Below are 22073 nucleotides of genomic sequence, written 5' to 3'. Positions count from 1 at the left end.
GCCTGCCGGCGATCTCCACGGCGCCGGAGGCTCCCGGACCGCTGACGAACTGCCTGCGCAACCGCCACGACAGGATCTGGGGCCAGGTCAGCTTGATCGTCATCCGCCCAGTTCTACACGCCGTCACCGACAGTCCGGCGCGCCGACGTCGGCCTCACCCGGCGGAGGGGCCGCTACCGGGCGAAGCCGATGTCCTGGTAGCGAAGCTCGTAGAAGCCGCGGGCGCCCACGTTGGCCAGGTCCTCCTTCACCGCCACCAGTTGCGGGCGCTGGTAGAGCGGCAGGACGTTCACCTCCTGCCAGATCAGCTTGTCGGCCGCGTTGGCGTCGGCGCGCGCCTGCTCCGGGTCGAGGTTCTGGGCGGCCCGGTCCATGGCCGCGTCGATGGCCTCGGACCCGGTACGACCGAAGTTGGCGTTCCAGGCCTTGCCGTCGGGCGAGTTCGCGTACACGCCGTAGCTGCTGGAGACCGGGAACGGGGTGCCGATGTAGGAGAACGGGGTGATGTCGAAGTTGCCGGGGATCACGTACTTGGTGAAGAAGTCGTCGCTCGGCACCGCCTGGATGGAGAGCTTCACGCCGATCTGGGCGAGCATGCTCTGCGCCAGCTCGCCCTCGGACTTGCTGAGCTGCACGCCCGACGGCACCACGAAACGCAGTTCGAGCGGGCGGCCGTCCTTCTGGCGCACGGCGCCGTTCAGCTTCCAGCCCGCCTGGTCGAGGAGCCGCTTGGCCTGCTCGGGGTTGTAGGCGCCGAGGTTGCCGGCGTTGTCCTGATAGCCCTCCTGGGTGTTCATGAAGAAGTGGTTGTTCAGCAGCGTGATCGGCCAGTCGAGGCCCTGCAGGTCGGACTGGGCGATGACCTGCCGGTTGATGCCGAGCTGCACGGCCTGCCGTACGCGCGCGTCCTGGAGCAGGTCGCTGGAGCCGTTGAAGGTGAAGTGGCGGAAGTCGGGGCCGGCGGCCTGCCGCACCTCGGCGCCCGGGGTGGATCCGGCGCGGGAGTAGTCGGGCGCCGACGGGCCGACGTCGGTGATGTCGAGCTCGCCGTTGCCGAACATGCCGATCAGCGAGTCCTGCTCGGAGGAGCGGTAGATGATCCGGTCGAGCTTGGCCCTGTCGCCCCACCAGGTGTCGTCGCGCACGATCGTGATGGTCTTGGCGGTCTGGTCGAAGCCGCCGAACTTGAACGGCCCCGCCGTCACGGGGATCTTGTTGAGCCAGGCGGTGTTGAAGGCCTCGGGAGTCTTGTTGGTGGAGGCGGGCAGCAGCGGGCTGAACAGCGCCTGCCAGTCGCCGAACGGCCTGGCGAACGTCACCACGACCTCGTGGTCGTCCCGGCCTCGCCGGACCTTGTCGATGTCCTGGTAGCCGGTGGAGGAGACGAGGCGGAAGTCCGGGTCGTCGCCTTTCAACGCGTGCCACTGGGCGTGGTAGTCGGCCCAGGTGATGGGCTGCCCGTCCGACCATCGGGCCTTCGGGTTAAGCCTATAGGTGACGACCTGCTTCGGGGCCCGGGCCGTGACGCGGGCGTCGAGCAGGTAGTCGCGGTTGACGGAGATCTGGGCCCTGTCGTCGGAGACGAACGGCGACGGCAGCAGCGCGTTGCTGATCACCGCGGCCATCGCGAGGTTGCCGTCGACGTGGTTGCGGTTCCACTGCGCGGGAAACTCGCTGATGCCCCACCGCAGCGTCCCGCCGTCCTTGACCTGGTCGCGCGGGCGCGGGTTGACGTCGGACGCCTTGATCGTCCCGTCGCCCTTGCTGGGCCCGCCGCCGCCGCCTCCTGAGCCGCCTGACCCGCATCCCGCCACTGACAGCGCGAGGGCCACGGCCACGGCCAGGTGAGGTGCTTTCATCGGCGAATTCCTCCGGGTCTAGACGACTGCGAGTTTCTCGGCGTAGTGGCAGGCCGCGCCCTGGTCCTCGCCGAGCACCCGCACCTCGGGCTCGGTGTCCACGCACAGGCTCCGCTCCGCGTCGGTCAGCACGCCCCTGAACTTCGGGCACCGGGTGCGGAACCGGCAGCCCGACGGCGGGTCGGCCGGGTTGGGCAGGTCGCCTTCGAGCAGGATGCGCTCGCGCGAGCGCTCGCGGACCGGGTCGGGCAGCGGGATGGCCGACAGCAACGCCTGCGTGTAGGGGTGCGCGGGGGTGCCGTAGACGGCCTCGACGCGGCCGATCTCGGCGATCCTGCCGAGGTACATCACGGCCACCCGGTCGGCCAGGTAGCGCACCACGGCCAGGTCGTGCGCGACGAACAGGTAGGACAGCCCGAGCTCGGCCTTCAGCGAGTCGAGCAGGTTGATCACGCCGGCCTGGATCGACACGTCGAGCGCGGAGACGGGCTCGTCCAGCACCAGCAGCCTGGGCTCCAGGGCCAGCGCGCGGGCGATGCCGATGCGCTGGCGCTGACCGCCGGAGAAGTCCTGCGGGTAACGGGCGGCGTGGGAGGGGTCCAGCCCGACGAGGTCCAGCAGCTCGCCCACCCGCCGTCCCGGCGCCCGCCGGCCGTGGGTCCTCAGGGGCTCGGCCAGGATGTCGTAGACCGTCATGCGAGGGTCGAGCGAGGCCAGCGGGTCCTGGAAGACCACCTGCATGTCGCGCCTGATCGCCATGCGCTGCTCGCCGGTCAGCCTGGCGGTGTCCCTGCCGAGCACCACGACCCGGCCTTCCTGCGGCTCGGCCAGCTCCAGGATCTGCATCAGCGCCGTGGTCTTGCCGGAGCCCGACTCGCCCACCAGGCCCAGGGTCTCGCCCTCGCGGATGTCGAAGCTCACCCCCGCCACCGCGTGCACGGTGCCGACCCTGCGCTTGAACACCGCCCCCTTCAGCAACGGATAGTGCTTGACCAGGCCGTCGACCTCCAGCACCGTCCGCCGCCCGCGCGTCCGCGCGTCGTCCGTCTCCTCTGTCCGCCCCGTCCAGGGCCGTGCCGCACCGGAGCCGTACGGCAGGGGCACCCGGCCCGCGTCGTCCGCCCAGGGGCGCACCTCGTCCCAGCGGATGCAGGCGGCCTGGTGCCCGGCTCCGACCTCGAACAGCGGCGGCTCCCGGTCGTCGCACGCCTCGACGCGCATCGGGCAGCGCGGCGCGAACGGGCACCCGGGCGGCAGCGCCGCGGGCGCGGGCGGGTTGCCGACGATCGGCACCAGCGGTTGCCGTCCGCCCGCGTCGACGCGCGGCACCGAGCCGAGCAACCCCACGGTGTACGGCATCCGCGTCCGGTAGTAGACGTCGTCCACGTCTCCCACCTCGACCGGGCGGCCCGCGTACATGACGAGCACGCGGTCGGCGAAGCCGGCCACCACCCCGAGATCGTGCGTGATCATGACGATGGCGGCGCCCGTCCGGCGCTGCGCCGTCTTGAGCACCTCCAGCACCTGCGCCTGGATGGTGACGTCGAGCGCGGTCGTGGGCTCGTCGCAGATGATGACGTCCGGGTCGTTGGCGATGGCCATCGCGATCACCACGCGCTGCCGCATGCCGCCGGAGAACTCGTGCGGGAAGGCCAGCGCCCTCCTGCCCGGGTCCGGGATGCCGACCAGGTCGAGCAGGTCCACCGCCTTGACCGCGGCCTGCTCCCTGGTCACCTTCTGGTGGATCCGCACAGCCTCGGCGATCTGGTCGCCGACCCGGTAAACGGGCGTGAGCGCGGAGAGCGGGTCCTGGAAGACCATCGACATGGTCGTGCCGCGGAAAGCGGTCAGCTCCCGCTCCGGCGCCCCGACGAGCTCCCTGCCGTGCAGGCGGACCGAGCCGCCGACCCTGGCGCCGCGCGGCAGCAGCCCCATGACGGCGGCCGCGGCGGCGGACTTGCCGGAGCCCGACTCGCCGACGATCCCGAGGACCTCGCCCCGGCGCACGGTGTAGCTCAGCCCGCGCACGGCGCGCACGTCGCCGAAGGAGACGTCGAGGCCCTCCACCTCCAGCACCGGGCTCATCGTGACCTCCTCGCGGCGGGGTCGAACGCGTCGCGCAGCGCGTCGCCGATGAGGTTGACCGCCAGCACGGTGACCACCAGCAGCCCGGCGGCGAACCAGAACGTCCACGGCGCGTAGACGGCGGTCCTGGAGCCGTCGGCGATGAGCGTGCCGAGCGAGACGTCGGGCGGCTGGATGCCGAAGCCGAAGTAGGACAGCGAGGTCTCGGTGAGGATCGCCGCGCTGACGTTCAGGGTGGCGTCGACGATCAGCAGCGACGACAGGTTGGGCAGCACATGCGTGAATATGATCTTCACCGGCGGGACGCCCATGAAGCGGGCCGCCTGGATGAACTCCCGCTGCTTCAGCGAGATCGTCATCCCCCGGGTGACCTTCGAGGTGACCATCCACAGGAACAGGGCCAGCATGAGCACGAACAGCGGCCACTGCCCGGAGCCGAACAACGGCGACATGATCGCCAGGATCAGGAAGGCGGGCAGCACGAGCAGCAGGTCGGTGAGCCAGCTCAGCGCCCTGTCGGTCCAGCCGAGGAAGTAACCGGCGAAGGCGCCCACCAGCGCGGCCAGCGCGGTAGACACCAACGCCGCCAGCATGCCGACGACCAGCGACTTCTGCATGCCGCGCAGGGTTACCGCGTAGACGTCGGCGCCGGTCTGCAAGGTGCCGAACCAGTGGCGGGCCGACGGCGGCTGCAGGAACGCCAGGAAGTCCTTGTCGGTATAGGTCCACCGGCTGAAGAGCGGTCCGACGAAGGCGAGCAGGAACATCAGCGCGAGCACCGCGAAGCCGATCCGCCCCTGCCGGGCGGCGAAGAACCGGCCCGCCACCACCCTGAGCCTGGACGGAGCGCCGGCCCGCCCCGCGCCGGATCCGGTCAGCTCCTCGGCGAGCTCCTCGTCCGACAGGGTCATCCGGCGGCCCTCACCCGGGGGTCGAGCGCGGCGTGCAGCAGGTCGGCGGCCAGCGAGGCGCAGAGCACCGCGACCGCGGCGAGGCAGGCGATGGCCGCCACGGTGTTGACGTCGTTGGTGAAGATCGAGCTGATCAGGCGCTCGCCCAGCCCATGCCAGCCGAAGATCTTCTCGGTGAAGGTGGCCCCGGTGAGCAGGGCGCCGAAGGTGAAGGCGAAGTAGGTCGCCACGGGGATCAGCGCGGTCCGCAGCCCGTGCCGGATCAGCGCCCTGCGCCTGCTCAGCCCCTTGGCCATGGCCGTACGGACGAAGTCGGCGCCGAGCACGTCGAGCATCATGTTGCGCTGGTAGCGGCTGAAGACCGCGATCAGCCCGAGCGACAGCGTGATCGTCGGCAGGGCGAGATGCTGGAGCCGGTCGAGCAGCGAGCCCCAGAACCCGGCGTCGAGCCCGGCGGTGTACTCACCGCCGACCAGGAGCACCCGATGGCCGAAGACGCGGTCGTTGGCCCAGGTGCCGGCCAGGATCGCCACGTTGGCCAGCACCACCACGGGCACCGCGAGCAGCACGAAGGCCAGGCCCGTGGACAGCCGGTCGAACCAGCCGTACTGCCTGACCGCGGCGTACGCGCCGACGAGCACGCCCAGCACGCTCCCGCAGACCAGCCCGAGCACGACCAGCCGGAAGGTGACGCCCGCGCGGCGGGCGAGGTCCTCGTTGACCGGCGAGCCCGTCACGCTCCTGCCGAAGTCGCCGCGCAGCACTCCGCCCGCCCAGGTGAGATAGCGCTGGAACAGCGGGGTGCGGTCGTTCAGATTGAGGGCGGTGAGCTGCGCGTCGACGACGGCGGGCGGCGGCTTGGGGGTGCGGTCGGCGTAGTTGGAGCGCGGGTCGAGGGCGCTGGCCGCCAGCAGGTAGGCGAGGCTGACGGCCACGGCCACCAGCACAACGGCGTTGAGCAGCCTGCGGGCCAGGAACCCCGCCATCGTCCCCCCTTAGACGCGCACGGCGTGTAGCCATATTGCTACACCATGTGAGCTCATGGGCGCACCCAAGTGCCAAAGAGGCGTCTGCTTAGCGTCCGGAAAGTTCGTCCACGGCGGTGCGGACGTCGTCGCTGGTGATGGTCGTCAGCTCCGCGGAGCTGGTGGACTCGCCCTGTGAGGCCAGGGCGGCCAGGCGGACGTCGCGGCGCATGGCCGCGCGCTCGAACAGCGACCGGGCGAACCTGCCGTTGCCGAGCCCGTCGATCAGCCGCTCGTCGCACACCCAGGCGAAGACCTCGTCGAGGTCGCGCAGGGCGTCGTCGTCGAAGCGGTCGCCCGCCTCCTGGGCCAGCAGGACGGCGATCTCCGACAGCTCGGCCGGCGAGTAGCTGGGGAACGCCACCCGCTGGCTGAACCGGCTGGCCAGGCCGGGGTTGGTGGCGAGGAAGGCGTCCATCTCGCGCTGATAGCCGGCCAGCACGATGACGAGCCGGTCGCGGTCGTCCTCGGCCCGCTTGAGCAGCGTCTGCACGGCCTCGGCACCGAACGCGTCGCCGCCGGAGTAACCGGGGTTGACCAGGCTGTAGGCCTCGTCGATGAACAGCACGCCGCCCAGCGCCCGGTCCACCAGCTCGTTGGTCTTGATCGCGGTCGCGCCGAGGTGCTGGCCGACGAGGTCGGCTCGCTGCGCCTCGACCACGTCCGGCCTGGCCAGCAGTCCGAGCGCGGCGAAGACGCGGCCGACGACCCTGGCGACGGTGGTCTTGCCGGTGCCGGGCGGGCCGGTGAACACGAAGTGGCGCGTCTGGGCGGGAGTGGGCAGCCCCCGCTCCTGCCGCATCCGGGCCACCTGGAGCTGGGCGGCGATGGCGTGCACCTGCCGTTTGACCGGCGCGAGCCCGGCCATCCCGTCAAGGTCGGCCAGCGCCTCCTCCAGGGTGGGGGTGGCGACGTAGCCGCGGAAGCGGGCGGTCAGCTCGTCGAACGCCTTGCTCACGTCGGCCGTCGTGGTCGTCACCAGGTCCTCGGTGCTCGGCGTGCCGCCCGCGCCCACCACCCGCACGTCGCGGGCCTGGGCGGCGGCCTCGACGAGGCTGCGCGCGAACCTGGCGTTGCCCAGCTCGTCGACCAGCCCCCGCCGGTGCACGTCGTCGAAGCGGATGAGCAGCTTGGCCTTCGCCTCGGCGCCCATCGTGTCGCCGCGGCGCCGCTGGAGCAGCTCGGTGATCTCGGCCAGCTCGCCCGCCGAGTAGGTGGGGAAGCGCACCCTGGTGGCGAACCGGCTGGCCAGGCCCGGGTTGCTGGACAGGAACGAGGTCATCTCCTGCTCGTAGCCGGCCAGGATGATGATCAGCCGGTCGCGGTCGTCCTCAGCCCGCTTGAGCAGCGTCTGCACGGCCTCGGCGCCGAACCTGTCGGGCTGGCCGTCGCCGGAGTTGATCAGCCCGTAGGCCTCGTCGACGAACAGCACGCCGCCCAGCGCCCGGTCCACCAGCTCGTTGGTCTTGATCGCGGTCGCGCCGAGGAACTCGCCGACCAGGTCGGCCCGCTGCGCCTCGACCACGTAGGGGGTCTCCAGCAGGCCGAACGCGTAGAAGATCTTCGCGAGCGTGCGGGCCACACTGGTCTTGCCGGTGCCGGGCGGGCCGAGGAAGACGAAGTGCCTGGTCGGCCGGCCGGCGGTGTAGCCGGCCTCGGCGCGCAGCCGGGACGCCTCGATGGAGGCGGCGATCGAGCGGACCTGCTCCTTGACCGGCGCCAGGCCGATCATGCTGTCGAGCTCGGCGAGCGCCTCTTCGACGGAGATCTGCGGCAGCGCCGGCTGCTTGTCGGCCGACGTCTCCGGCCTGCCCTCGCGCGCCCGTACGCGGATCTGCTCCTCGGCGCTCAGTTCCGACCTGGCCCGGCGGGCGAGCAGGAAGCGGTAGCCGAGGACCGCGGCGGCGGCGGCGTAGGCGGCCCAGACCGCGAGGTTCTCCGAGACGGGCGAGAGGGCGGCGGCCAGCGCGGCGGCGGGCACGAGCGCCATCAGCGCGGACACCCACGGCGTCACCCAGCGGATCAGGTGGGCGGCGGCGGCGACCGGCACGGCCAGCAGGATGAGCAGGGTCGGGGCCAGCGAGTTGGCCGGGAAGAGCGCCATGAACACCGCCAGCAGCGCGCACCAGCCCGCGATCACGAGGGCGGTGGCGGCGGCACGCGGGAAGCGCAGGGTGAGCGCGAGGAAGCAGAGGACGGTCGCCGTGATCAGGAAGGTGTTGAGCAGGTCTCCGCCCAGGGCCGCGGCCATGCCTACCGCGCCGATGAGGACCGCCACGTACAGCACCCTGCGGACGGCCGGGGGAAGCCGGAAATAGCGCAGCCGCACCTGTTCGAACAGATCCCGCATCGCGGCCCGTCCCGCGGCTCGGGTCCTGCTGGACTCCTGCATCACGCCTCCCCGGTCCGCCCCTGGTTATACCGCACCAGACCGTCGATTGGGCGGACCTGACACGCTAGGTGGAGGTCACGAAAGCGGCTATGTGGCGGCCGAGTTCGGCGCCCGCGTCCTCCTGGAGGAAGTGCCCCGCGCCTTTGATCACCGGGTGCGCGCGCCCCGCCGCACCCGGCATCGACCTGCGCAGGATGGGCGCCATGCCGCCGGTGATCGGGTCGCTGTCGGAGAAGGCCACGAGGAACGGCCGGTCGAGCGTGGTGAGGATCTGCCAGGCCGCGCGGTTGGCGGGCGCGGCGGGATCGTCGGGCGTGGCGGGCACGAGCGGCGGCATGGCGCGCGGGCCCGCCTTGTACGTCTCGTCGGGGAAGGGGGCGTCGTAGGCGGCGAGGACCTCCGGAGGCAGCTCGGTGACGCAGCCGGACTGGACGAACCTGGCGATGTCCAGGGCGGGGGCGTTGACCACCGCGTCCTTGAACCGGTGCCACACCTCGGGCATGGGAATGTCACCGGTCGGCAAGCCCGTGTTGGCCGCGACGATCCTGGCGATCCGGTCGGGGTGCTCGGCTGCGAGGCGCAGTCCGATCAGCCCGCCCCAGTCCTGGCCGACCATGGTGACGCCGGTCAGGCCGAGGGCGTCGTACAGCAGCGAGCGGGTCCACTCGACATGCCTGGCGTAGGTGTGGTCGCCGGGGTCGGCGGGCTTGTCGGAGCGGCCGAATCCCACGAGGTCGACGGCGATCGCCCGCAGCCCCACCGCGGCCAGCTCGCGCATGACGTCGCGGTAGAGGAACGACCAGGACGGCTCGCCGTGCAGCAGGACGACCGGCTCCCCGTCGGCGGGTCCTGCCTCGGCGTAGGCCATGCGCAGCCCGTCGGGCACCTCGGCGTAGCGGGGCTCGTACGGGAAGCCGGGCAGGCCGGCGAAGCGCTCTTCGGGCGTGCGCAGGATTCGCATAGAACAAGATTCTAGCTAGCGGCGCTGGTGCCGCCCGGGAAACTGTCCAACAAGCACCTGCTTGGGAGTGACGCGCAGGACGTCCGAGTCGGCCAGCGCGATCCCTCGCACCTCCACCCAGAACCTGCGCTGCAGCGGGTCGGCCGCGAACACGGCCACTCTCGGGTCGGCCTCGATCGCCTCCCACGCCTCGGCCTCGGCGATCACCTTGAGCTCGCCCGAGGCGGTGACCGTGGCCACCGCGCCCACCACGCGCGGCCCCAGGCCGTCGCCGTACGACAGCACGACGCTCCTGGCGTAGCCGAACGCCTGGCGGACCTCCGGACTCAGCACGACGGACGGCCGGCCGCCCACGGGCAGATCGCACATGATCAGCGAGGCGCGCCAGGGACCGGGCCCGCCTCTCCACCAGGCTCGCGCGGCACGCAGCGCGAAGACGACGGCCACCGCGCCGAGCGCGGCGAACCCCAGCCGCCACCCCCACACCAGCCCGAGCCCGCCACCGGCCGCGCAGCACGCCGACGCCACCACCAGCAGCCCCGCCGCGACCGTCAGCCAGCGGTCGGCGCCGCCCCCCGTGTCGCGGTAGGCGCGCAGCAGGGGGTACGGCACGGCCACCGCCAGCACGGTGGCCCGCGGCTCCACCACCAGGGCCGTGCCGACCAGCGGCACCACCACCCACCACGTGCGGCCGAGCAGGATCCAGAGGGTCACGCCCGCGTTCCGGGCGGCCGTGCGCTCGCCCGCGGCCTGTCCGAAGTGCTCCAGCGCCCGCAGCGGGCGGCCACGCCAGGTCTCCGCCAGCGAGCGCACGGCGGCCAGCACCGGCCAGCCGAGCACCGCGAGGCCACCGAGTCCCGCCCAGACCGGGCCGGCCCACGGCCGGTCCGGCGGCGCACCGGCCCCGGCGGGCAGGCCGGGGACCACGGCGATCCCCGCGGGCGCCGACGCCAGCGCCAGCCATCCGGCGAACGCGGCGACCGCCACGACCCCGCCCGCGACCGCCGCCCCCAGCCACGGATCGCGGCCGAGCATGGCGGGCACCCAGGACCAGGCCCCGACCCTGCGCGCCTGCCGGATCGTGAGCCCGGCCAGCAGCACGAGTACGGCCAGTCCGCCCAGCCCGGCCGGTGCGCCCCGGTCGAGGACGAGCGCGGCCACGACGATCGCCACGGTCGCGACGGCGACCAGCAGGCAAGCCTGGCGCGACCACACCTCCAGCGCCCGCCTGGCCCGGCCGGTCTCTCGCGGATCGATCGGCCAGGCCGGATCGTGGTGCGCCCTGGGCCGGTCCCAGCGCAGCAACGCCAGGCCGAGGTTGACGCGGGCCTGGACGTGCCGCGGGTCGAGGCTCAGGGCGGCCCGGTAGCCGCGCGCCGCCCCTGCGTGCTCGGCGCGGAGCAGGTCGAGGTCGGCGACCAGGACGTGTGGGTCCGGCTCCTCGGGGGCGAACCTCGCGGCCAGCGCGGCCTGCTCGGCCGCCTCGTCCCAGCGGCCGGGGAGGTGGCGCAGCGCGGCTGCCAGGCGCAGCCGGGCCGTCCACGAGCCGGGCGCCAGGCCCACCGCCCGTTCGGCGGCGGCGACGGCCTCGGGCATCCGGCCGAGCCTCTCCTGCGCGAGGCTGACCAGGCGATACGCCCAGTCGGCCGCCGGATCCAGGTCGGCGGCGGTGCGGGCGGCGTCCAGGGCGCTGTCAGGTCGGCCGGCGGATAGCATGGTGACAGCTCGGGCACACCAGTCACGCGGTGACCGGTCGGATGTGTCGCTCTTATCATCCGCGCCATCGGTCCCCACGAGAGCCATGATCGGTCGGCTGGTGGACGCTGAATAGATCCCGACATATGGCTGTATCTCTCTAGAGAGGTGGCAGCCGCCCCTGGATCATTCGATACCGCTACACCCATCGCGTGGCATGGCCTAAGCTGCCACGCAAGTTCATGTGGGCCCGCTGTGAACGGATCGGCCTGCGAGGAGGTCCATGACCGTCACACAGGCCGCGTTCTTCGTACGTCGCCCCGACCGGGAGCCCCGGGACAACCGCTGGTCCATCCTGGCCCTGCTCTGCCTGAGCCTGTTGCTCATCACGGTCGACGCCACCGTCCTGCACATCGCGGTCCCCGCCCTCACCGCCGCCCTGGAGCCGTCGGCGGTCCAGTTGCTGTGGATCGTCGACGTGTACTCGCTCGTCGTGGCGCCACTGCTGATCATGTTCGGCACGCTCGGCGACCGCTACGGGCGAAAACGGCTGGTCATCGCAGGTTTCGTGCTGTTCGGCATCGCCTCCGCCGCTGCCGCCGCCTCCACCACGCCGATGACGCTGATCCTTTCCAGGGCGCTGCTCGGCGTGGGCGGCGCGATGATCATGCCCGCCACGCTGTCGCTGATCCGCCAGGTGTTCACCGACCGCCGGGAGCGGGCCATCGCGCTGGGCGTCTGGAGCGCGGTCGCGGCGGCGGGCGCCGCCCTCGGGCCACTCATCGGCGGCCTGCTCGTCGGCTGGTGGTGGGGCGCGGTCTTCCTGATCAACGTGCCGATCCTGCTGGTGCTGCTGCCCGCCGCCGTGCGCCTGCTTCCGGAGTCGCGTGAGCGCGGCGGCCGGCCATGGGACGCGCTGAGCGCCGTACTGTCCGTGCTCGGCATCCTGGCCCTGGCGTTCGGCCTCAAGGAGGCGGGCTCGGGCAGCCTGATGCCGCTCGGCGCCGCCGTCGCCGTCTTCCTGGGCGGGGTGGCGCTGCTGGTCTGGTTCGTCAGGCGGCAGACGCGGCTGGCCGCGCCGCTGCTGGAGGTCGGCCTGTTCAGGAGCCGCGAGTTCACGACCGGGGTGGCAGGAGTGCTGCTCGGCGTGTTCGCGCTGGTGGGACTCCAGCTCATGCTGGCGCAGTATCTGCAGCTCGTGCTCGGCGACAGCGAGGTGCGCGCCGCGTTCAGGATGCTGCCGCTGGTGATCTCCGCCATCGCCGGAGGGCTCGCGGCGGCGCACATTCTGCCCAGAATCGGCATGCGCGCCACCATGAGCGGCGGCCTCGGCCTCGTCGCGCTCTCCCTCACCCCCACGCTGTCCTGGGGCGTCGAGAGCCACCCCGTCATGCTCGCCTGCTGCTTCGTCGGCATCGGCTTCGGAGTGCAGGTGTCCCTGCTGGCCGCCTCCGACACGATCATGTCGTCGGCCACCGAGTCCCACGCCGGCGGCGCCGCCGCCATCGAGGAGACCGCCTACGAGCTGGGCGCCGGCCTCGGCGTCGCCGTCCTCGGCACGATCACCACGATCGTGTACGCGCCCGCGCTGCCCACCGTGCCCGGCGTACCCGGCCCCGGCATGGACCAGGCCAGGCAGTCCCTCGCCGGCGCCGCCCACGTGGCGGACCAGGTGGGCGGCAGCGCGGGCAGCGCCCTGCTCGACGCGGCCCGCTGGGCCTTCGTCAACGCCCTGCACACGACCGTGGTCGTGAGCGTCGTCCTGCTCAGCCTGACCGCGCTGGCCGTGGCCATGCTGCTCCGCCGTGATAGAGGTGTGTGATGTCCCGATTAGGGCAGACAACAACCGTGAAACAGACCCTCCGTGATCTTGCCGCGCTCGTCGCCCGCATGGGCGTCGGCGGCATCTTCTTCGCCAACGGCTGGCGCAAGTTAGAGGTCGGCCTGGCGCAGACCGGAGTGCAGTTTCAGGGACAGGGCGCACCCGCCCCGCGCGCCTGGGCCACGGTCACCATGCTCACGGAGCTGATCGGCGGCGCGCTGCTGATCGCCGGGCTGATGGTGTCGGTGACGGGCCTGATCCTGTTCGCCGAGGCGGTCGCCGTCCTGTGGGTGGCGCCGCCGCTCAACCCCATCACCCTCAACGAGCTGATCCTCCTGGGCGCGGCCGCGCTGCTGCTCGCCGTGGTGGGCGCGGGCCGGATCTCCGTGGACCACATGGTGGTGATCAGGCGCAGGGAGTCGGAGGCGGCCAGCGAGTTCGCCGCCGACAACGAGGCCGACGCGGTCATCAACTCCCTGCGTGACCCGACCGCCCCGCACGTCTGGGAGAAGGACTCCGCGGCGGAGGAGCCCGCGAAGAAGGACGCCGGCAAGACCGGGAAGAAGGACACCGCGGGCGCCAAGACGGCCGAGTCCGAAGCCTCGCTGGAGGACACCGCGCCACACGCCCGGCCGCGCCTCACGGATGCCGATCCCGCTCCCTCCGACGAGCCGGCTCCGGGTGACACGCTGGTGGCCGGCCGCAAGAAGCCGCCCGCCCGCACCCGCCGCCCCACCTCCGGCGACTAGCCACCCGCTGGTTAGATGTCGGGCATGTCACGTAATTTCGGTGATCATCAGTTCGGCATCTACCTGGCGGGGATGCTCGAGGGCAGGACGCCCAAGCTGACCACGGACCTCGCCCGCCTTGAGGAGCGGGCCCGCGAGGCGCTCTCGCCAGAGGCGTTCGGGTACGTGGTGCCGAGCGCGGGCAGCGGCTCGACGGCGCGGGCCAACCGGGAGGCGTTCGAGCGCTGGCGCATCGTGCCCCGGATGCTGCGCGGCGTCGCCCGGCAGCGCGACCTGTCCTGCGAGGTGCTCGGCACCGGCATGGCCGCGCCGGTGATGGTGGCTCCGATGGGGGTGCAGACGCTGGCCCACCCCGACGGGGAACTGGCCACCGTGCGCGCCGCCGCCGAGCTGGGCGTGCCGTACATCCACTCCACCGCCGCGGCGCACTCCTTCGAACAGGTCGCGGAGGCGGGCGGCGACGCGGAGCGCTGGTATCAGCTCTACTGGCCGACCGACCAGGACGTGTGCGTCAGCTTCCTGCACAGGGCCAAGGCCGCCGGGTTCTCGGTGCTCGTGGTCACGCTGGACACTGCCCTGCTCGGCTGGCGTCCCGCCGACCTGGACCGCGGCTTTCTGCCCTTCCTGAACGGCACCGGGCTGGCCAACTATCTGACCGATCCGCACTTCCAGGGCGTGGACAACCCCATCCTGCACTGGGCGCAGATGTTCGCCAACCCCGGCCTGACCTGGGAGGACCTGCCGTTCCTGCGCGAGCACTGGGACGGGCCCATCGTGCTCAAGGGCATCGTCAGCGCCGAGGACGCCCGGCTCGCCGCCGACCACGGCATGGACGGCATCGTCGTGTCCAACCACGGCGGGCGGCAGGTCGACGGCGGCCTCGGCGCGCTGGACGCGCTCCCGGCGATCGCCGAAGCGGTGGGCGACCGGCTCCAGGTGCTGTTCGACTCCGGCGTCCGCACGGGCGCGGACGTGGTCAAGGCGCTCGCGCTCGGCGCGCGCGCCGTCCTCGTCGGCCGCCCGATCCTGTACGGACTCGCGCTGGACGGTCAGGCCGGCGTGGAGCACGTGCTGCGCTGCCTGCTGGGCGAGCTGGACGTCACGCTCGCGCTCTCCGGCTACTCCAGCCCTGCGGAGCTCGGTCCGGGCTCGCTGCTCGCGCGCTGACCGGTCACAGCTCGGCCGTCAAGCGGGCGATCACCCGCATCTTGTTCGTCGCGTCCAGCGCCGCCACCTTGTACGACTCCGCCAGCGTGGGGTAGTTGAACACGGCGTTGACCAGGTAGTCGACCGTCGCGCCACAGCCCATGACCGTCTGCCCGATGTGCACGAGCTCGGTGGCGCCGGTGCCGAACACGTGCACGCCGAGCAGCCGCCGGTCCTCGGTGGAGACGAGCAGCTTGAGCATGCCGTAGGAGTCGCCGATGATCTGCCCTCTGGCCAGCTCGCGATAGCGCGAGATGCCGACCTCGAACGGGATCTTGTCCCGGGTCAGCTCGTCCTCGGACTTCCCGACGAAGCTGATCTCCGGGATGGTGTAGATGCCGATCGGCGGCAGGTCGTCCATCTCCCCGACCGGCTCGCCGCACGCGTGCTGCGCGGCTATCCTGCCCTGTTCCATGGAGGTGGCGGCCAGCGCGGGGAAGCCGATCACATCCCCCACCGCGTAGATGTGCGGGACCGGGGTGGCGTAGTTGCCGTCCACCGCGATCCGGCCCCGGTCGTCGGCCGCCAGCCCGGCCGCCTCCAGGCAGAGCTCGGCCGTCCTGCCCTGGCGGCCCGCCGAGTACATCACGCAGTCGGCGGGGATCTTCTTCCCGCTCTCCAGCACGGTCAGCGCGCCCCGGGCCCGCCGCTCGACCGCGGCCACGGTCTCGCCGAACCTGAAGGTCACGGCCAGATCCCGCAGATGGTACTTCAGCGCCTCCACGATCTCCAGATCGCAGAACTCCAGCATCCGTTCGCGCCGCTCCACGACGGTGACCTTGGTGCCGAGCGCGGCGAACATGGAGGCGTATTCGATGCCGATGACTCCGGCACCCACCACGACGAGCGTCTCGGGCACCCGGTCGAGGTGCAGGATCGCGTCGGAGTCGATGACCGTCCGGTCGTCGAACTCCACGCTGGCCGGCCGGGCCGGCGAGGTCCCGGTGGCGATCACGATCTTCTCGGCGGTGACCTTCTTCTCGTCCTCGTCCCCCGTGATCCCGATGGTGTGCTCGTCCAGGAACCGGCCGGTCCCCTGGAGGAGTGTCACGTGGTTGCGGCCCAACTGGCTCCGGATCACCTGGATCTCGCGGCCGATCACGTGCTGGGTGCGCATCCCGAGGTCGGTGACCGTGATCTCGTCCTTCACCCGGTAGCTCGCGCCGTACAGCTCCCGCTGGTTGAGCCCGGTGAGGTAGAGGACCGCCTCGCGCAGCGTCTTCGACGGGATCGTGCCGGTGTTGATGCACACCCCGCCGATCATGTTCCGTTTCTCGACCACCGCTACCCGCTTGCCGAGCTTGGCCGCCGCGATGGCCGCCTTCTGCCCGCCCGGCCCGGTACCTAGGACAACCACATCGAAGTCGGTCACACCGCAAGTGTGCGTGCCCGGAGCGATCAGCGAAAGCCCCTCTACGCCGAGGCGCCGGCCATGACGCGATCGACGATCCCCCTCGTGCCCTCCTGGCGGGCGCAGTGGGCGCAGCAGTACCAGTGCTCGCCCGACTGGGCGCCGTGGCCGATCACCTTGGTGCCGCAGTGCTCGCAGATCGGCGCCATGGCCTGGATGGCGCACTGGAAGGAGTCGAAGGTGTGCACCGCCCCCTGGGCGTGCACTTCGAAGGACATGTCGTAGTCGTTGCCGCAGTTCTCGCAGACGGCCATGGTGATCCCCTTTGCAGTCGGTGCGCCGGTGGGGATACCCGGTTACTGGTTGTTGTCCGCCCAGAAAATCACCATATTCCGGCCTGGGACGGTGCCCACCAGCAGGAGGGGCACCGCCAGCAGGCCGAGGGCGGCCAGGGCGGCGGGCAGCCCGAGCCAGGCGGCCAGGGCGGCGAGCAGCGGGGAGGCCACCGCGGAGGCGAGCAGCGCGGGGCGTTCCCTGCCTCCGGCCAGCGCCATGACCGGGATCGCGCCCACCGGCGTCCCGATCAGCGCCAGCCCGAGCTCCGCCGTCGAAGCCCCGAGCTGCTCCTTGACTGCGGGCAGCAGCGCCGCCCAGGAACCCCAGAAGACACCCCAGGCCGCGCAGACGGTGATGAGGGGCATGACACGCGTCTTCACTCATTCCCCTTGCGTTTCGGACGACTCACAGTAAAGATCGTCGATGTCCTGAATGTCCCCCTGTGAAGGGAAGCTTGTGCTCAAGCGAACGGTCATCGCGGCCACTCTGGTCGCCGCCGGGATCGCCGCCACTCCCGCGCCCGCCTACGCCGCCTCCGCCACCCAGTCGCCCGAGCGCGTCTGCGGCCCCGGATTCCACCGGGTCAAGGACGGCCACCGCTCGATGAAGACCCGCGACGGTGCGGTGTTCGGGCACGTGTACCTCATGTTCAACAAGCGCAGCGGCAAGAACTGCGTCGCGGCGATCAAGACGGCCTTCCGCGGAGTCCGGACGAACACGGGCGCCGCGCTCGCCGTCCGGGGCGGCGGCAAGTCGCTGGACGTGCAGAAGTACCGCTACTACGCCGAGACCGGTCACCTGTCCGGAGCGTGGAAGTGCGTGAAGTACTCGGGCTGGACCAGCGACCCGGACAACCGCGTCGAGGCGTGGGGCGGCCGCAACTCGTGGGGTAACTGCGCCGGCTAGAAGAATTTCCGCGAAAGCCGTCACGCCGGGCGGCCCCGTCCCGTCCTCCTTGAGAAAGCACGACACCAAGGAGGTTCCCATGACCCAGCGGCTCAATGTGGCGGCGTTCGCCCCGGAGGCCTACAAGTCCTTTCTCGGCGTGGAGGCGTACCTGCACAACTGCGGGGTGCCGCTCAGCACGATCGAGCTGATGAAGCTGCGGGCCAGCCAGATCAACGGCTGCGCCTTCTGCGTCGACATGCACAGCCGCGACATGAAGAAGGCGGGCGAGAGCGACGAGCGGCTCTGGTCGGTGGCCGCCTGGCGGGAGGCGACCGTCTACACCCCGGCGGAGCGGGCCGCGCTGGCCCTCACCGAGGAGGCGACCAGGCTGGCCGACCGCGAGGCCGTGCCCGACGCGGTGTGGCAGCAGGCGGCCGAGCACTATGACGACCAGCAGCTCGCGTCGCTGGTCGTGGCGATCGCGATGATCAACGCATGGAACCGGATCGCCGTCACGACCCGGCTCACCCCCGGCTCCCTGTGACGGCGGCGCGGGCGGCGTCCCGACACGCCGCCCGCCGCCACCGATCGCGGGCGCGTACAAATGCGTTGAGCGCCCCCGCACCGCCCATTAGGTTGTCGCGCAATGGCAACCATTCGCCAAGCCGCCGTCAAGCGGCGACCCGCAGAGTGGAAGCCAAGGGCGAGCACCGAAAGGGGGCAGACCATGCGACGCGTGAGAATCGTCAAGACGACGAGCAAGCGGCGTCAGGACCGCGACGCGGACCTGGACCTGCGATCTCCGTCGGGCCGCCGCCTTCCCTACTGAATTGATCCTTACACCGAACTTACAGGGGTATCTGTAGATAACATAGGTAACAGGATTATCACGGGGGGGCTCATGATGAAGAGGCTGACCGCGGTCACACCGCGCATCGCCAGGCACAAGATCCGCGACATCCACTCGGCGCACCGCCGCAGGTCCGCCACCACCGACCCGAAGGTCGTCGACCTGCGCGCCTACAGCGGCCGCAACGTGATCCCCTTCCCCAGCGGTCCCACACCCGCCGCATAGGAACGTTCCAGACGGGCGCCCCTCCCCCGGGGCCCCCCGCCTCAGCCGCCGTAGAGCTTCTTGCTGTAGGAGGCGTCGGAGTAGTAGGCCTCCAGCTCCGTCAGCGTCTCGGCGGTGGCCTGCACCTCCTTGACCAGGGCGGCATGCGAGGGCAGCGAGTCAGGAGCCCACGCGCCCGGCTTCCAGAGCCCGCTGCGCATGAACGCCTTGGCACAGTGGAAGAAGATCTGCTCGATCTCCACGACCAGCGCGAGGCGCGGCCGGTGCCCCTTGACGACCATCTCGTCGAAGAACGGCGCCTCCCTGACAAGGCGGGCGCGGCCGTTCATCCGCAGGGTCTCGTTGCGGCCCGGGATGAGATAGATCAGGCCGACGTGCGGATTGCTCAGGACGTTGCGGAAGCCGTCGGCCCGGCGGTTGCCCGGACGGTCCGGGATGGCGATCGTGCTGTCGTCGACGACGTACGTGAAACCGGCGGGATCGCCCTTGGGCGAGACGTCGCAGTTGCCGTCGGCGTCGGAGGTCGCGATCAGGCAGAACGGCGAGGCCGCCAGCCACTCCCTGTCACGCTCGTGCAGGCGGACCCGCTCCTTGGTCGCCGCCCGCGGCAGCACCTCGCCCAGCAGGTCGCGCAACTCGGACTCGGACTCGATCTCCACCCAGCTCATGTGATCTCCTTTCGGGGGCTGCCGCAATTGTGCCAGGGCGGCGAATCCAGCATCCGAGGGGGCGGCCAGAGCCGCCCCGCGGCCGGCCCGCTCGCCCTCACCAGCGCCGGGCCCGCTCGCCCTCACCAGCGCCGGGCCCGCGCCATGGCCCCCAGCAGCGCGTCTCGCTCGGCCTCGAACGGGCCGGGGTCCATGCCCTCGCGTTCGGCCCGCAGGTGCAGCATGGTCAGCTCGGTGGCCGCCTGCTGGTAGTCGCTCATCGCCCGGCCGAGCCCCACTCCCCTGGCCCACTTGCGGGCCACCCGGCGGCCGGGCAGGCTGCTCAGCATGCGGATGTCCGGCTCCGTGACCAGCCCGGTCTGCTCGTAACCGGGCAGATAGACGGTCATCTTGGCGACGAAGTGCTTACGCTCCCTCACCGTGATCACGATCAGCACGATGAGAGCCACCATGATCACGAGGTAGGCGATGCCGAGCGCCGGCAGCGACTGCATCGTGGCCGCGCCGTTCCAGAGCCCGTGCAGCAGCACCGCGCCCAGGTAGCCGAGCGGGATCGCGGCGTAGCGGGCCGCGTTGCGGTGGGTGAGCGCGTACGCGACCCCGACCCCGATCAGCGAGGTGTAGATCGGGTGACCCAGCGGGTCGATCAGCCCCCGGAGCACGAAGAGCTGGACGGCCCCCTGCACTCCGTCCTGCCCGTAGGCGATCAGGTAGTAGCCGACGTTCTCCACGACCGCGAACCCCAGCCCGGCCATCGAGGCGTACACGATGCCGTCGGTCAGCCCGTCGATCTCCCGCCGCCTGCGCAGGAGCAGCAGCAGCGCCGAGCCCTTGAGCGCCTCCTCGATCACCGGCGCCAGGAACACCGTGCCCATCGCGTCCACCACCTGCGAGCCGTAACCCGCCCTGGCGAACAACGCCTGCCCGGCGATCGTGAGCGCGATCGCGATCACCACCGCCACGCCCGCGCCCCAGGCGAACGCGAAGGCGAGGTGGAGCTTCGGCTCCGGCTCCAGCCGGTCGAGCGAGAGCACCGCGGCCAGCAGCACGGGCAGGGGCGTCACCGCCAGCGCAGCCGACAGCCCGAACCCGGCCGGCCCGCCCGATATCAGCAACACCACCAGCACGATCAGGGCCAGCACGCTGGAGATCACCAAGCCGATCAGCAACGCCTTGCTGGGGCGCTGATCGAGCACGGATGTTCGCACCGGAACGGTCATCGCAGGGCCTTCCTTCTCCTCGGGCCCCCACTATGACCCGGCCGCATCGACGTGTGCTTGACAGTCACTTGCGCCGGTCAGGCGGACTCGCTGTAGTAGGGGTTCACGACCCCCTCCGGGTACGAGTAGACCGCCCGGCCCGACACGAACACCCTCAGCGCCCGGCTCATCACGTCGAGCGGGTCGCCCGACCAGATGACCACGTCACCGTCGAGCCCCGGCCGCAACGCCCCCACCCGGTCGTCGAGGCCCATGATGCGGGCCGGGTTGACGGTGATCGTGCGCAGCGCCTCCGCCGGGTCCAGCCCCTCCTTGACCGCGAGCGTGGCCTGGTGGACCAGGAAGTGGATCGGCACCACGGGATGGTCGGTGGTGATCGCCAGCTCGACCCCGGCACGGGCCAGGATCCCCGGGTTGCGCAGCGAACGGTGCCGCAGCTCCACCTTCGAGCGGCTGGTGAGCAGCGGGCCGATGATGACGGGGATGTTCCGCTCGGCCAGCAGGTCGGCCACCAGATGCCCCTCGGTGCCGTGGTTGATCACCAGACGGTAGCCGAACTCGTCTGCCAGCCGCACCGCGGTCGCGATGTCGTCGGCCCGGTGCGTGTGCTGGCACCACGGCAGCTCGCCGTCGAGCACGCGGACGAGCACCTCCATCGTGGCGTCCCGGTCGAACGGCTTGCCCTCCTCGGCGGCGCGCTTGACCTTGTAGTCCTGGGCCTTCATGAACGCCTCGCGGATCACCGCGGCCACGCCCTGGCGGGTGGAGGGCAGCTTCTTCTGGTCGCCGTAGACGCGCTTGGGGTTCTCGCCGAGCGCGCTCTTGACGCTCACCGGCTCCCTGACCAGCATCTCGTCGACGGTTCGGCCCCAGCACTTGACCGCGACCGTCTGCCCGCCGATCGGGTTGCCGGAGCCCGGCTTGATCACCGCCGTGGTGACCCCGCCGGACAGCGCGTCGGCGAAGCCCAGATCCGCCGGGTTGATGGCGTCCAGGGCGCGCAACCGGGCGCCGTTCGGATCGGTCATCTCATTGGTGTCCTGCCCGGCCCACCCCTCGGCCTCCTCGTACACGCCCAGATGCCCGTGCGCCTCCACGAACCCGGGCAGCACCCAGCCGCCCTCGGCGTCCACGACCGTGAACTCCGCCGGCACCTCGACGTCCCGGCCCACCTCCGCGATCTTCCCATCCCTGATCAGGACGGTGCCGCTCTCGATCGGATCGCCGTCTACAGGCACCACGTAACCGTTGGTGATCGCAAGATTCATGGTTCACAACCTATCTTCGCGGCCGCCGGCCGCACGAGGCGCAGGGGTTCCGCTCTCCCCTAGTGTGGGTTGATAGCCACATAAAGGAGGACATGTGACGTATGGACCTGGTGCTGGCCCAGCCCCCCGCGCGCTCAAGGACGAGGAGCTCGCCCAACTGCTCGCCAGGCAGCGCTTCGGCGCGCTCGCGACGCAGAAGAGCAGCGGCCACCCGCACCTGTCCACCGTGGCCTACACCTGGGACCCTCAGCAGCAGGTCATCCGGATCTCCACCATCGCCGACCGGCTCAAGGTCCGCCAGCTCCAGAAGGACCCGCACAGCGCCCTCTACGTGGCCAGCGACGACTTCTGGTCCTACGCCGTTGCCGAGGGCGAGGCCGAGCTGTCGCCCGTGACCACCGACCCCGGCGACGAGGCGGGCCTGGAACTGCTCGCCATGCAGCAGGGCCTCGACGATCCCGCGGACCAGGAGGCGTTCCTCCGGCAGATGGTGGCCGACCGGCGGATGACCATCCGGCTGCGGGTCTCTCGCCTGTACGGCACCGCGCTGGATGTCGCCTGA

The 22073-nt window shown here is 71.3% G+C and carries 20 protein-coding genes; 7 read left to right on the top strand and 13 right to left on the bottom strand.

Annotation, left to right across the window (positions count from 1 at the left end):
- Positions 1 to 173: 173 nt before the first annotated feature.
- From V5E28_RS35235 to V5E28_RS35205, 7 genes are all read right to left on the bottom strand, one after another.
- On the bottom strand, positions 174 to 1859 hold the full coding sequence (locus tag V5E28_RS35235; RefSeq protein WP_336213508.1) for an ABC transporter family substrate-binding protein: 1686 nt from the start codon (positions 1857 to 1859) through the stop codon (positions 174 to 176).
- 18 nt (positions 1860 to 1877) lie between these two features.
- Positions 1878 to 3944, bottom strand: a complete 2067-nt coding sequence (locus V5E28_RS35230) for an ABC transporter ATP-binding protein (protein ID WP_336213506.1) — start codon at positions 3942 to 3944, stop codon at positions 1878 to 1880.
- Complete coding sequence (locus V5E28_RS35225) at positions 3941 to 4855, bottom strand: ABC transporter permease (protein WP_336213505.1); 915 nt, start codon at positions 4853 to 4855, stop codon at positions 3941 to 3943. The genes V5E28_RS35230 and V5E28_RS35225 overlap by 4 nt, the downstream gene beginning before the upstream one ends.
- Positions 4852 to 5841, bottom strand: coding sequence for an ABC transporter permease (locus V5E28_RS35220; protein WP_336213504.1), 990 nt, complete (start codon positions 5839 to 5841; stop codon positions 4852 to 4854). Before V5E28_RS35220 ends, V5E28_RS35225 begins: the two co-directional genes overlap by 4 nt.
- 88 nt (positions 5842 to 5929) lie before the next feature.
- Positions 5930 to 8272 (bottom strand): AAA family ATPase, encoded by a 2343-nt coding sequence (locus V5E28_RS35215; protein ID WP_336213503.1) that lies wholly within the window; start codon positions 8270 to 8272, stop codon positions 5930 to 5932.
- A gap of 64 nt (positions 8273 to 8336) precedes the next feature.
- Positions 8337 to 9233: a haloalkane dehalogenase gene (locus tag V5E28_RS35210; protein ID WP_336213502.1), complete on the bottom strand. Its 897-nt coding sequence runs from the start codon at positions 9231 to 9233 to the stop codon at positions 8337 to 8339.
- A gap of 15 nt (positions 9234 to 9248) precedes the next feature.
- Positions 9249 to 10949, bottom strand: coding sequence for a hypothetical protein (locus V5E28_RS35205; RefSeq protein ID WP_336213500.1), 1701 nt, complete (start codon positions 10947 to 10949; stop codon positions 9249 to 9251).
- 262 nt (positions 10950 to 11211) lie between these two features.
- Between V5E28_RS35205 and V5E28_RS35200 the strand changes: the two genes are divergently transcribed.
- Genes V5E28_RS35200 through V5E28_RS35190 form a run of 3 tightly spaced genes read left to right on the top strand, consistent with a single transcriptional unit; the run spans position 11212 to position 14666 of the window.
- Positions 11212 to 12750, top strand: coding sequence for an MFS transporter (locus V5E28_RS35200; protein WP_336213499.1), 1539 nt, complete (start codon positions 11212 to 11214; stop codon positions 12748 to 12750).
- Between the two features lie 26 nt (positions 12751 to 12776).
- Positions 12777 to 13499, top strand: coding sequence for a DoxX family protein (locus V5E28_RS35195; protein ID WP_336213497.1), 723 nt, complete (start codon positions 12777 to 12779; stop codon positions 13497 to 13499).
- 24 nt (positions 13500 to 13523) lie between these two features.
- Positions 13524 to 14666: a lactate 2-monooxygenase gene (locus V5E28_RS35190; RefSeq protein ID WP_336213494.1), complete on the top strand. Its 1143-nt coding sequence runs from the start codon at positions 13524 to 13526 to the stop codon at positions 14664 to 14666.
- Positions 14667 to 14670: 4 nt separating this feature from the next.
- On the opposite strand, the gene sthA is transcribed toward V5E28_RS35190, so the two are convergent.
- The 3 genes from sthA to V5E28_RS35175 are packed head-to-tail and all read right to left on the bottom strand — an operon-like array spanning position 14671 to position 16772.
- Complete coding sequence (gene sthA / locus V5E28_RS35185) at positions 14671 to 16077, bottom strand: Si-specific NAD(P)(+) transhydrogenase (RefSeq protein ID WP_336213493.1); 1407 nt, start codon at positions 16075 to 16077, stop codon at positions 14671 to 14673.
- Positions 16078 to 16118: 41 nt separating this feature from the next.
- The gene (locus V5E28_RS35180) at positions 16119 to 16370 is read right to left on the bottom strand and encodes a hypothetical protein (protein ID WP_336213491.1); all 252 of its coding nucleotides are present in this window, start codon (positions 16368 to 16370) and stop codon (positions 16119 to 16121) included.
- A 42-nt stretch (positions 16371 to 16412) separates the two neighbouring features.
- Positions 16413 to 16772, bottom strand: a complete 360-nt coding sequence (locus V5E28_RS35175) for a hypothetical protein (RefSeq protein ID WP_336213489.1) — start codon at positions 16770 to 16772, stop codon at positions 16413 to 16415.
- 76 nt (positions 16773 to 16848) lie between these two features.
- Between V5E28_RS35175 and V5E28_RS35170 the strand changes: the two genes are divergently transcribed.
- From V5E28_RS35170 to V5E28_RS35160, 3 genes are all read left to right on the top strand, one after another.
- On the top strand, positions 16849 to 17298 hold the full coding sequence (locus V5E28_RS35170) for a hypothetical protein (protein ID WP_336213487.1): 450 nt from the start codon (positions 16849 to 16851) through the stop codon (positions 17296 to 17298).
- A gap of 79 nt (positions 17299 to 17377) precedes the next feature.
- Entirely contained in the window at positions 17378 to 17824 is a 447-nt protein-coding gene (locus tag V5E28_RS35165) for a carboxymuconolactone decarboxylase family protein (protein ID WP_336213485.1), read from the top strand.
- 357 nt (positions 17825 to 18181) lie between these two features.
- Complete coding sequence (locus V5E28_RS35160; RefSeq protein WP_336213484.1) at positions 18182 to 18355, top strand: hypothetical protein; 174 nt, start codon at positions 18182 to 18184, stop codon at positions 18353 to 18355.
- A 41-nt stretch (positions 18356 to 18396) separates the two neighbouring features.
- On the opposite strand, the gene V5E28_RS35155 is transcribed toward V5E28_RS35160, so the two are convergent.
- The 3 genes from V5E28_RS35155 to V5E28_RS35145 form a co-directional block, all read right to left on the bottom strand.
- Entirely contained in the window at positions 18397 to 19023 is a 627-nt protein-coding gene (locus V5E28_RS35155; protein WP_336213482.1) for a pyridoxamine 5'-phosphate oxidase family protein, read from the bottom strand.
- 122 nt (positions 19024 to 19145) lie between these two features.
- On the bottom strand, positions 19146 to 20243 hold the full coding sequence (locus V5E28_RS35150; protein ID WP_336213480.1) for a PrsW family intramembrane metalloprotease: 1098 nt from the start codon (positions 20241 to 20243) through the stop codon (positions 19146 to 19148).
- A gap of 77 nt (positions 20244 to 20320) precedes the next feature.
- A complete protein-coding gene (locus tag V5E28_RS35145) occupies positions 20321 to 21511 on the bottom strand; it encodes an amidohydrolase (RefSeq protein WP_336213478.1) in 1191 nt (396 codons plus the stop codon).
- A 94-nt stretch (positions 21512 to 21605) separates the two neighbouring features.
- On the opposite strand from V5E28_RS35145, the gene V5E28_RS35140 reads away from it, so the two are divergent.
- Entirely contained in the window at positions 21606 to 22073 is a 468-nt protein-coding gene (locus tag V5E28_RS35140; protein WP_336213477.1) for a pyridoxamine 5'-phosphate oxidase family protein, read from the top strand.

Origin of the sequence: Nonomuraea sp. LPB2021202275-12-8 (genome assembly GCF_037044575.1) — a bacterium.
In the GTDB taxonomy this organism is placed as follows: domain Bacteria; phylum Actinomycetota; class Actinomycetes; order Streptosporangiales; family Streptosporangiaceae; genus Nonomuraea.
This window is presented reverse-complemented; position numbering and strand designations above follow the sequence as displayed.